The organism is Campylobacter sp. US42a, assembly GCF_004379055.1.
GTDB lineage: Bacteria > Campylobacterota > Campylobacteria > Campylobacterales > Campylobacteraceae > Campylobacter_D > Campylobacter_D jejuni.
Genome location: NZ_RYYK01000002.1, coordinates 125,557 through 137,935 on the forward strand (window position 1 = coordinate 125,557; position 12,379 = coordinate 137,935).

General features: G+C 28.3%; 9 protein-coding genes. All 9 read left to right on the forward strand.

What is annotated here, in order from left to right:
• Positions 1–29: 29 nt before the first annotated feature.
• Genes ELQ10_RS02810 through ELQ10_RS02850 form a run of 9 tightly spaced genes read left to right on the forward strand, consistent with a single transcriptional unit; the run spans position 30 to position 12,379 of the window.
• Positions 30–2,894 (forward strand): DEAD/DEAH box helicase family protein, encoded by a 2,865-nt coding sequence (locus tag ELQ10_RS02810; protein WP_134250169.1) that lies wholly within the window; start codon positions 30–32, stop codon positions 2,892–2,894.
• Positions 2,887–4,746: a site-specific DNA-methyltransferase gene (locus ELQ10_RS02815; RefSeq protein ID WP_133401571.1), complete on the forward strand. Its 1,860-nt coding sequence runs from the start codon at positions 2,887–2,889 to the stop codon at positions 4,744–4,746. The genes ELQ10_RS02810 and ELQ10_RS02815 overlap by 8 nt, the downstream gene beginning before the upstream one ends.
• Before the next feature lie 9 nt (positions 4,747–4,755).
• On the forward strand, positions 4,756–6,201 hold the full coding sequence (locus ELQ10_RS02820; RefSeq protein ID WP_133401572.1) for an AAA family ATPase: 1,446 nt from the start codon (positions 4,756–4,758) through the stop codon (positions 6,199–6,201).
• Positions 6,191–6,757, forward strand: a complete 567-nt coding sequence (locus ELQ10_RS02825; RefSeq protein WP_134250170.1) for a hypothetical protein — start codon at positions 6,191–6,193, stop codon at positions 6,755–6,757. Before ELQ10_RS02820 ends, ELQ10_RS02825 begins: the two co-directional genes overlap by 11 nt.
• Entirely contained in the window at positions 6,758–7,852 is a 1,095-nt protein-coding gene (gene lpxB / locus ELQ10_RS02830) for a lipid-A-disaccharide synthase (RefSeq protein WP_133401574.1), read from the forward strand.
• Between the two features lie 11 nt (positions 7,853–7,863).
• Entirely contained in the window at positions 7,864–8,349 is a 486-nt protein-coding gene (gene greA / locus ELQ10_RS02835) for a transcription elongation factor GreA (protein WP_002851733.1), read from the forward strand.
• 9 nt (positions 8,350–8,358) lie between these two features.
• On the forward strand, positions 8,359–9,117 hold the full coding sequence (locus tag ELQ10_RS02840; RefSeq protein WP_323469217.1) for a UDP-2,3-diacylglucosamine diphosphatase: 759 nt from the start codon (positions 8,359–8,361) through the stop codon (positions 9,115–9,117).
• Complete coding sequence (locus ELQ10_RS02845) at positions 9,110–10,066, forward strand: chemotaxis protein (RefSeq protein WP_133401575.1); 957 nt, start codon at positions 9,110–9,112, stop codon at positions 10,064–10,066. Before ELQ10_RS02840 ends, ELQ10_RS02845 begins: the two co-directional genes overlap by 8 nt.
• Positions 10,067–10,069: 3 nt before the next feature.
• Positions 10,070–12,379, forward strand: coding sequence for a chemotaxis protein CheW (locus tag ELQ10_RS02850; RefSeq protein WP_002857311.1), 2,310 nt, complete (start codon positions 10,070–10,072; stop codon positions 12,377–12,379).

Genomic DNA, 12,379 nt, shown 5'->3' on the forward strand with positions numbered 1-12,379 from the left:
TGTTTAAAATATTTTATCGGAAAATGTGAATGATTTTTGAAAAACAAGAGTATCAAGTTAAGTGCATAGATAATATTATCACGCTTTTAAAAGATTTTGATTTTAAAAGACAGGATAATTTAAAAGAATGTTTGAAAGAATTTTATAAAAACACCTTTTTACCAGTGCAAAATATAAGTGATAAATTAAATTTAGATATTTTAATGGAAACGGGCACAGGTAAGACTTTTACTTATTTAAATTTGATATTTGAACTTCATAGGCAATTTAAGCAAAATAAATTCATTATTTTTGTTCCAAGAAAAGCAATTTTAGAAAGCGTAAAACAAAATATAGAACTCACAAAAATTTATTTTTATTCAGAATATCAAAAATATTTAAAAGCCTATTACTACTCAGATGGTAAGAGTCAGAGTGCTATTATTAATCACTACATTAACAATAAAGATGAGCTTTCGGTATTGGTTTTAACCAATAGTGCTATTGATAAAAAAACCAATTTGCTTAATCAACAAAATGAAAGTTTATTTAAAAGTTTATCTGAATTCAAAAGCGTTTTTGAAAATATCATAGATTTAAAACCTATTAGTATTATTGATGAGCCTCATTTACTTAAAGGAAAGGCTTTTAATGAATATTTTTCAAAAATGAATTCACTTTATTTTCGCTTTGGGGCGACTTTTCCAAAAGAAAAAGATTATGAACTTAGCAATATGATCTATTGTCTTGATTCTATATCTGCTTTTAAAGAATATCTTGTAAAACAAGTCAAAGTACATACTTTAGGAGTAAATACAAACAATATTTTTCTTAAAGAGTATAAAAATAAAAAAGCAATTTTTACCTATACTTTAAATGGCATAGAAAGAGAAGAAACAATAAAGTTACAAGATAGTTTTTCTCTTTTAAATAATGCCATTTTAACGCAAGTAAAGGATAATAAAGCTTATTTTAATGGTGAAACTATTATCGAGAAAAAAGAAAGTTATGTTTTAAACAATGATGAAATTAAAGAGCTTTTAAAAAAAGCGATTGACTTGCATTTTGAAAAGGAAGAAAAACTTTTTAAAAAAGGTATCAAAGCTTTAAGTTTGTTTTTTATCCCGAACATCACAGATTTTAGGGGCGAAAGTCCTTTTATTAAAAATACTTTTGAAGAACTTTACAAAGAAAAACGCAATGAAATTTTAAAGCTAAATTTAGATGTTCGATATAAAGAATATTTAGAAAAAGACTTTGATGAAGCAGGAAATTTAAGAGTTCATCAAGGCTATTTTAGTGGTGATAAAGGAAGTCCTGATGAAAAAGAAGCTAATGGAGTAAAGCTTATTTTAGAAGAAAAAGAAAAATTACTTTCTTTTGATACTTCTTTGCGTTTTATTTTCAGCGTTTGGGCTTTGCAAGAAGGCTGGGATAATCCAAATATTTTTACTTTAACCAAACTTTCAAATTCTTCTTCTCAAATTAGCATTCATCAACAAGTGGGGCGTGGTTTAAGACTTTGTGTTAATAATAAAGGCAAGAGAATTACGCATAATTATTTAGATTTTGATGACAATCAATTTTATGATATTAATTATCTTGATATTTTAGTGAGTGCAAGAGAAGTTGATTATATAGAAAATTTGCAAAAAGAAGTTTTAGATTCTAGTTTTAGATTTGATAGTCAAACACTAGAAAAAAACTTTCTTGAGAATTTATTAAATGTAGATTTAGCTAGTGATTTAATTTATCTTTTAAAAAAATCAAAATTAATTTCTTACAATGAAGAACAAAGTAATTATAAAATCTTATCTCCTATATATGAAAGTATAAAGGATAATGAAGAGTTTAAAGAACTTTTAGGCGATAAATTTGATAAATTCTTAAATATATTTAAAGAAAATTCAAACAACACTCATGAGCAAATCATCAATGCTAAAAATCAAGATAATAAGGTCAAAATAAGAACGCATTTAGCCAAAGATTTTAAAGAGCTTTGGGAAAAAATTAATAAAAAAGCACAAATAATTTATCAAAACATAAACGAACAAAGTATTATAGATGAAGTTATACTAGCTTTTAATGCTTTAAATATAGAAAAAGAACGCGTGTATTATGAAAGAAAACTTTTTGACGCTAAGCAAAATTCTATCATCACTGAAGAAATTAAAACCTTGGAAGAAATTGATTATAAAAAAAGCCTTTACCAAGAAATACAAAATTTGCTTTTAAATTTCAGTAAAGATGAAAAATTTCCTTTAGTATTTTTGCTAAAAATTTATGAAAAACTTGATAAAACTAAATTTGAAAACTCTCCAAAAAAAGCTTTTAATAGCCTAAAAAACATCATCAAAGATAAAATTCATCATAGTTTATTACACTCTATAAATTATGAATTTTCTCTTCATGCTTTTTCAAATTCTTATGAAAATTTGATAGAAAATGGCGAATTTAAAGAAAGTATCGCTATGCAAAAATTAGGGCGTTACAAAGATGATGAAGAACCGGCTAAAAATTATCTTTATGAAAGTGTGATTTATGATTCTAATATAGAAAAAGAAATCATCAAAGAAAATCATGAAATTATCGAAACTAAAACGATAAAAGTTTTTGCCAAATTACCAAAACTTAGCATCCCTACACCTTATAAAAACTATGAACCTGATTTTGCTTATTTTTTAGAAGATCAAAAGGGTAAAAAAATCTTTTTTGTATGCGAAAGTAAAGGCTATGATAAAGAAAATGATATCGCATTAAATGAAAGAAAAAAGATAGATTATGCTAGAGTGTTTTTTCAAAAATTAGATGAGAATTTAAAAAATGAAAATATAAAAATTATTTTTAACACAAGGATAAATAAACAAAAATTAATTCATTGTATCAATGAAGTTTTAAAGGAAAATAATGCTTGATATAAATAAAATCAAAAAAGAAAATTTAATCAATACAAAAGAAAATAAAAATGAACTTTTAGAGTATTTAAAGCTAAATTTCCCACAAACCATAAAAGATGGACAAGTCGATTTAAAGGCTATTGCTATGCTTTTAGGCTTAAATAATAAAGAAATTAGAGGTTATGAGTTAAGTTTCACAGGCAAAGCTTTAGCAAATGCTCTTTACGATACTCCAAATACTAAAGAATTAAAATTTCATAAGAGTTTAAGCAAAAACTTTGAAACTACTAAAAATGCTATCATAAAAGGGGATAATCTTCATGCCTTAAAACTTTTAAAATCCGCTTACTATGAAAAAATAAAAATGATTTATATCGATCCGCCTTACAATACTAAAAATGATAAATTTATTTATAATGATGATTTTGTAAAAGAGCATAAAAAACTTTTAATAGAAGTTGGACTTTTAGAAATCACAGAAGAAGGTGAAGAAATCAGAAGTGAAATTTTAAATTTTTTCATCAATGCTAAAGGTGATAGAAGTCATAGTGCATGGCTTGGCTTTATGCTACCACGCCTTAAACTTGCTAGAGATTTACTAAGAGAAGATGGAGTGATATTTATAAGCATTGATGATAACGAACAAGCAAATTTAAAGATTCTTTGTGATGAGATTTTTGGGGAAGAGAATTTTGTGGCTGATTTTATAAGAAAAACAAAAAGCACCACAAATGATGCAAAAGTAGGACTTAACTATCAACACGAGTTTTTATTATGTTATGCAAAAGATAAAAACTTTGTAAATTTACATGGAGGACAAAAAGATTTAAGCAAATATAAAAATCCCGATAATGATCCAAATGGTGCGTGGGTAAGCGGTGATCCAAGTGCTAAAAGTGGTGATGAAAAAACAGGATATTTTGCAGTTGTAAATCCTTATACTAAAAAAGAGGATTATCCACCAGAAGGTAGGTTTTGGTTATTTTCAAAAAACACAATTCAAAAGCATATAGATGATGGAAGAGTTTGTTTTAAAAAAGAACATAGTGAAAATGAAAGGGGTTTTATTTATAAACGCTATTTAAAAGAATTAAAAACTACTCTAAAAACTTTTGATAGTTTAAAATTTGTAAATAATAAATTTATGAATCAAAATGCCACAAAAGAACTTTTATCTTTAGGTTTAGGAGAATATTTTACCTATCCAAAAAGTGTTGAATTTATGAAAGAAATTATAAACCACGCTACAAATGATAATTCTGATCTTATCCTAGACTTTTTTGCAGGTAGTGGCACGACAGCACAAGCAGTAATGGAACTCAACGCAGAAGATAATGGAAATCGCAAATTCATCCTAGTACAACTTGATGAAAAAATCGATGAGAATAAAAGCAAAATCGCTTATGATTTTTGTAAAAATGAACTAGGAAGCAAAAATCCAGTTATTAGTGATATAACCATTGAAAGAGTCAAAAGAGCGGGTGAGAAAATTTTAAAAGAAAATAGGGATAAAAATTTAGATTTAGGCTTTAAAGTATTTTCTCTTGTAGAAAAACCTGAACTCATAAGCGATGATATAGGAACTTTATCTTTAGAAAATCATGCAAATTTAAGCCCTTATGAAAAAGTGCTAAATTTAGCTTTGCAAGATGGAAAAACTTTAGATCAAGAATTAAAAATGACTATCAAAGATAAACTTTACCAATGCAAAGAAAGTTTTTATGTTATAAAAAGCGATGATGAAGTTTTAGATTTTTTAAGAAAAACACAAAATGAAAATGTGTATATTAATGGATATGATGATATAAATTTAGAAGATTATTTAAACCTAGAAAGCTTTTTAAAAGAACGCTTAAAAATAGTGTATTAAGGAAAGATTATGAAAGTAAAGTTAAAAAATGTTGGAATGCTCGATGAGGCAGAATTTGAAGTAGGAAATATTACTTTAATTTGCGGTGAAAACAATACCGGAAAAACTTATGCTACTTATAGTTTGTATGGTTATTTGGATTTTTTAAGCAATAATTTGACTAGCGTGTTTTTTTCGATAGTTCAAAAACATTTAAATATTTTAATTCCTGAAGAATATACTATTGAGATATCAATAGATAAAATTATTGCTATTTATGAAGATACTATTAAAAATACATATAGTGATTACAAGGAAAAATTATCAGAAATTTTAGCAGGAAAAGATGGAGATTTTGATGACAGTATTTTTTTAAATCAAGAATTGGATCATTTTTTAGGTGAATTAAGTAATAATGATATTGTAAATAGTTTTAAAGAATTTTCAGAATATAAAAATTTAATTAACTTATCAGAAATCAATAGTAAATATATAAAATTAGATTATAAAAATGATGAAAATTTTGAAATAAAAGATAGAATTATTATGATTAAAACTATGCAGCTTTTAACATCTTTTTTTTTATTTCTAACTCCAAAATATCCAAGACCCTTTATTTTAAGCGCAGAAAGAACTGGAGCTTCAATGTTTCAAAAGGAGCTAGATGTAAATAAAAATGAAATTGTAGATAGGATATCTCAAGTTAAAGGTAGTGACATTAAAGAGGCTGTAATAGATATTTTGGTAGAAAAATATTCCAGATATCCAAAACCAGTGAAAGATAATATTTATTTTGTTAGAGAATTAGATGAGGTAGTAAAGAAAACGAGTTTTATACAAGATGGTATAAATAAAAATTCTAAAAATAAAAATTTATATCAAAATATTTTAGATTTATTATTTGAAATTGTTGGTGGAAAATATTTAGTTAGTCAAGAAGGTATAGAATTTGCACCAGGTGCAAAAAAGAGGATTACTAGAGGAAAATTTTTAATACAAAGAGCTTCAAGCTCTGTTCGATCTTTACTTATACTAAATCACTATATTTTACATGAGGCTCAAAAAGGTGATATTTTGATGATAGATGAACCAGAGCTTAATCTTCATCCTAAAAATCAAATTTTACTAGCAAGACTTTTTACACTCTTAGCAAATGCAGGTATAAAAATTTTCATTACTACTCATAGTGATTATATAGTTCGTGAGTTAAATAATTGTATTATGTTAAATAAATTAAGCGATGAACAAATACATTTACTCAAATCAAAAAGCTATATAAAAGAAAATAAGATCGATTTTAATAACATTAAAGCTTATATTGCTAAAAATATTAAAGGTAAAAATACCCTTGAAGAAGTAAAAATTACTGAAGAAGAAGGAATTTTTATGAATACCTTTGATGAACCTATAGATACACAAAATGAAAATCAGAGTATGATTTATGAAAAAATAAGTGAGATTATATATGACAAATAAGTACTTAAAAAATTTTAGAAATGCCATTACAGATGATTTAAAAATAAAACCAAAGGGTAATTGTTTTGTTATTATAGAAGAAAAAGAGAAAAGTAAAATTAAAAAAATAGAATTTACACTAAAAAATCAAGATGATTTTTTAATTCTTAGACAAATTGAAAATAAACATACTTTAAATCTTTTAAATAGTTTTTCTACGAACGAATCATGTGATTTTATTGTATTTAGAATATTTAATAATGAGCTAATTATATATTATTCTGAAATAAAATCAAGTTATAATGAAGAAAATAAAGAAAAAGCGTTAAAACAAATAGAATCATCAAAATTATTTATAGATTATCTTTTGTCTTGTTATTTAAAATACCACAAAGCAAATATTGCAACCAAAAAAGAATTTTTTTTATATATATATCCTAAAATAGGAATTTCAAATAAAAACAATTTTTGCAAAAAAACTAATTTAATATTTAAAGATGTGGAAATTAGTGATAAGGAAAATGGCATAGTAAGAATTTCAGAAAATAAAATAAATGAATTTTTTAAGACTTTTTAAATGAAAACCTTTTTAGTTTGTGCTTTAGAACCTTCAGCAAATTTGCATTTAAAAGAAGTTTTAAAAGCTTATAAAAAAGATTTTGGTGAATTTGAACTTCATGGGATTTATGATGAGAGTTTATGTAAAGAATTTGATTTAAATTCTAAACCACTTTATAGCTCACATGAGTTTAGTGCTATGGGTTTTATAGAAGTTTTACCTTTGATTTTTAAAGCAAAAAAAGCTATAAAAGAACTTGTAAATTTAAGCTTTACTCAAAAAATAGATGGGATTTTATGTATAGATTCGCCCGCTTTTAACATACCTTTTGCCAAGGCTTTAAAAAAAGCAGGTAGTAAAATTCCACGCATTTATTATATCTTGCCTCAAGTTTGGGCGTGGAAAAAAGGTCGCATACCTATCATAGAAAGTCATTTTGATATTTTAGCTTCTATTTTACCCTTTGATAATCAGTTTTTTAACAAAAGCACTTATGTAGGCCATCCGCTTTTAGATGAGATAAAAGAATTTAAAAATCAAGAAGACATTAACAATATACTTTTAAAAAAAGATGATGAAAAAACTATAGCCTTTTTACCAGGTTCAAGGCGTAGTGAAATTAGGCGTTTGATGCCTATTTTTAAAGAACTCTCGCAAAAATTTAAGGGTGAAAAAATTCTTTGCGTTCCCCCATTTAATCTTGAAAAATTAGAAATTTATGGTGATATTAGTGAATTTAAAATAGAAAGTAACACTCCAAAAACGCTTAAAAAAGCTGATTTTGCCTTTATTTGTAGTGGAACGGCTACTTTAGAAGCAGCTTTGGTAGGAACTCCTTTTGTTCTTGCTTATAAAGCAAAAGCTATTGATATTTTTATCGCAAAACTTTTTGTAAAATTAAAACACATAGGACTTGCAAATATTTTTTGTGATTTTGCTGGAAAAGAAGCTTTAAATCCTGAATTTTTACAAGATAAAGTCAATGTTTTAAATTTATATGAAGCTTACAATAAATATGATTATAAGGCATTTTTTGCTAAAGTTGATTTTTTAAAAGAATATTTACAATTTGGAAGTGCTAAAAATTTAGCAAAAATCCTAAGCGAAATATAAAAGGATAAATCATGCAAAAAGAACCAATGAGTCAATTTGGCTATGATAAATTAGCCGCAGAATTAAAAGATTTAAAAGACAATCAACGCCCTGCCGTTGTAATAGAAATCGATACAGCAAGGAGTCATGGGGATTTGAAAGAAAATGCGGAATACCATGCTGCAAGAGAAAAACAAGCTTTGATAGAAAGTCGTATTGCAGAGCTTAGTGACTTGCTAGCAAGAGCTCAAGTGATCGATCCTTCAAGCTATGAACATGATAGTGTGAAATTTGGTTCAAGTGTTGTGATCATGGATTTGGATACAGAAAAAGAAAGTAAATATACTTTAGTAGGAATTTGCGAAGGAGATTTAGATAAGGGTTATATTTCCATCGCATCTCCAATAGCAAAAGCTATGCTTGGGAAAAAAGAAGGAGATGATTTTAAAGTGCGTTTGCCAAAAGGTGAGAGTGAATTTGAAATCCTTTCTATAAATTATGAGCCTTTGAAATTTTAAGGATAAAAAATTTTACTACAAAATGGAGCGATTTTAATCGCAGATGCTCATGAAAATGAACAAAGAAAGGGATTTTGGGAATTTTTACAAGCCTTAAAGAAAGGTAAAATTTCCACCCCTCAACTCATACTTATGGGTGATATTTTCGATTTGCTTATAGGCGAAATCTCTGCTACACATGAATTTGCTAAACCTTACATAGAACTTTTAGAAGAATTGGCCTTAAAAATTGAAATTATCTACTTAGAAGGCAATCATGATTTTAATCTTTCTTGTTTTTTTAAAAGGGTAAAAATTTTTAACTTACAAGAGCAGCCCATAAAGCTTAATTTGCATACAAGTAAAGGTAATAATCTTGTTTTAAATAATGCTTTTATAAAATTAGCTCACGGAGATATTTTTTTACCACCTCTTTTACAATTTACTCTTAAAACATTAAGAAATCATTATTTGCTTATATTTTTAAATTTTTTAAATATTATTACTTGTAATTTTATTTCAAATAAAATTCTTCAAAATCAAAACAAAAAAAACCTTTTTTATCAAATAAAAGATTTTGAAAATTTAGCGAAAAAAAGATATGAAAGATATGAAAATTTAGGATTTTGGGTATGTGAAGGACACTATCATCAAAATCATCAAATCAACAAAGAAAACATTAAATATCTTAACTTAGCTAGTTTTGCATATGAGAGAAGTTTTTTTGTAGTAGAATATCAGCAAGAAATCAAATTTCGAGAACAGAAATTGAGGGGTCAAAATGTTTGATGAAAATATCGTGAAAACGGGTTCAAATGAAATGGAGCTTGTCGATTTCCGTATCTTTAAGCAAGGACACGATAAAGTCTATGAAGGAATTTATGGTGTAAATGTTTCTAAGGTAAGGGAGATTATAAAAATCCCAAGCCTTACAGAACTTCCAGGTGTTCCTGATTACATCGAAGGTATCTTTGATCTTCGTGGAGTAGTTATACCTGTAGTTAACCTTGCCAAATGGATGCAAATCACTGAGCCAGAAAGCGCTATGTTAAAACCTAGGGTTATTATTACTGAATTTAGCAATATTCTTATTGGTTTTATAGTTCATGAAGCAAAAAGAATTCGTAGAATAAATTGGAAAGATATAGAGCCAGCAACTTTTTCTACAGGATCAGGTGCCTTAGATAAAGGTAAAATCACAGGTGTAACACGCATTGAAAATGATGAAGTGTTGCTAATTTTAGATCTTGAAAGTGTTGTTGAAGATTTGGGAATTTATGCTCCAAAAACAGATATTGATTTTGGAAAAATAGAAAAATTTAGTGGAACTGCACTCATACTTGATGATAGTATGACTGCTAGAAAACGCGTTAAGGAAATGATGCAACAAATGGGCTTCCAAGTTGTTGAAGCTAAAGATGGTGTAGAAGGCATAAACAAACTAGAGGAATTAAGTCAAGTTTATGGTGAAAACTTAAGCAATACTTTAAAAATTATAGTAAGTGATGTTGAAATGCCACAAATGGATGGTTTCCACTTTGCTGCACGCATTAAAGAAGATCCAAGATTTAAAGATATTCCTATAGTCTTTAACTCATCTTTATCAAATGAATTTATGAATGAGAAAGGTGTTCAAGAAGCTGGTGGAGAAGGCTATCTTGTTAAATTTAACGCTAGCGATTTCTTCAATGAAATTGCAAAGGTTATTAAAAAACATCAATCTCAAGAACAGGGGTAAAATATGGAAGATATGCAAGAAATACTTGAAGACTTTTTGGTTGAAGCTTTTGAGCTTGTTGAGCAAATCGACCATGATTTAGTAGAGCTTGAATCAAATCCAGAAGATTTAGAATTATTAAATAGAATTTTCCGTGTTGCACATACGGTTAAAGGATCATCAAGTTTCTTAAATTTTGATGTTTTAACAAAGTTAACTCACCACATGGAAGATGTTTTAAACAAAGCAAGACATGGTGAATTAAAGATAACTCCAGATATCATGGATGTGGTTTTAGAGTCTATTGATAGAATGAAAACTTTACTTAATTCTATTCGTGATAATGGCAACGATACTGCTATTGGTATGGATATAGAACCAATTTGCGCAAGATTAACAGCTATTTCAGAAGGAGAGTCTCCTGTTGCGGCAACAGATTCAAATGAAAAATCTACTCCACAAGCAGAACCAGAAGCACCAAAACAAGAAACAACTACTCCTGAACCTGAAGTAGATGTTAATCAATTAAGTGATTCTGAAGTTGAAGCTGAAATAGAAAGACTTTTAAAAGTTAGAAAAGCTGAAGATCAAGCTCGTCGTGCACAAAAGAAACAAACAACAAATGCAGCACCTAAACCGACCAACAATACAGCAAATAAACCTGCAGAAAGTGGAGAGAAAAAGGTTCCTGCTTCAGGTAGCAATGCTAGCAGTATGGATCAAACCATACGTGTGGAAGTAAAAAGATTAGATCACTTAATGAATCTAATTGGGGAGCTTGTTTTAGGCAAAAACCGTTTGCTTAAAATTTACGATGATGTTGAGGAGCGTTATGAAGGAGAAAAATTCCTTGAAGAGCTTAATCAAGTCGTAAGTCAGCTAAGTATCATTACAACCGATGTTCAACTTGCTGTAATGAAAACAAGAATGCAACCTATAGCAAAAGTTTTCAATAAATTCCCAAGAGTTGTTCGTGATTTGAGTCGTGAATTAGGAAAGCAAATAGAACTTGAAATTACAGGTGAAGAAACTGAACTTGATAAATCTATCGTAGAGGAAATTGGCGATCCTATCATGCATATGATTAGAAATTCATGTGACCATGGTGTTGAGGATCCAGCAACTCGTGCAGCTAATGGAAAACCTGAAAAAGGTATAGTTCAACTTAAAGCTTATAATGAAGGCAATCACATCGTTGTAGAAATTACAGATGATGGTAAAGGACTTGATCCAAATGGCTTAAAAGCAAAAGCTATAGAGAAAAATTTGATTACCGAAAGAGAAGCAGATCAAATGACAGACAAAGAAGCTTTTGCTTTGATTTTCAAACCTGGTTTTTCAACTGCAGCTAAAGTAACAAATGTTTCAGGTCGTGGCGTAGGAATGGATGTTGTTAAAACTAACATCGAAAAACTTAATGGGGTAATTGAAATTGATAGTGAGTTAGGTAAAGGAAGTTCGTTTAAACTTAAAATTCCTCTTACCTTGGCAATCATTCAATCTTTACTTGTAGGAACTCAAGAAGAATTTTATGCAATTCCACTTGCAAGCGTTCTTGAAACAGTTAGGGTACCAATTGATGATATCTATACTATCGAAGGTAAAAATGTATTACGCTTAAGAGATGAAGTGCTTTCTCTTGTGAGACTTTCAGATGTATTTGGAGTTAAACAAGTCCTTGAAAGCGGTGATCAAACTTATGTCGTTGTTATAGGGGTAGCAGAAAGCAAGCTTGGTATTATAGTAGATACTCTTGTAGGACAAGAAGAAATAGTTATTAAATCTATGGGTGATTATTTACAAAATATCCAAGGTATAGCAGGAGCTACAATCCGTGGTGATGGTAGAGTGACATTAATCATCGATGTAGGTGCTATGATGGATATGGCCAAAGAAATTAAAGTTGATATTAAAGCACAATTAGAATCAAGTGCGAAAAAACCTAAAGAACAACCAAGTGATTATAAAGTCTTAATTGTAGATGATTCTAAAATGGATAGAACTTTAATGCAAAAAGCTTTAGAACCGCTAGGAGTTAGTTTAGTTGAAGCAACAAATGGTGTTGAAGCATTGAATATTATAAAATCTGGCGAACATGATATTGATGCAATGCTTATAGATATCGAAATGCCAAGAATGGATGGATACACCTTAGCTGGTGAAATTAGAAAGTATTCTAAATATCGTAACTTACCACTCATTGCAGTTACTTCAAGAACAAGTAAAACTGACCGCTTAAGAGGTGTTGAAGTGGGTATGACTGAATATATCACTAAACCTTATTCTCCAGAATACTTGGAAAATGTGGTTAGAAAAAATTTGAAACTAGGATAA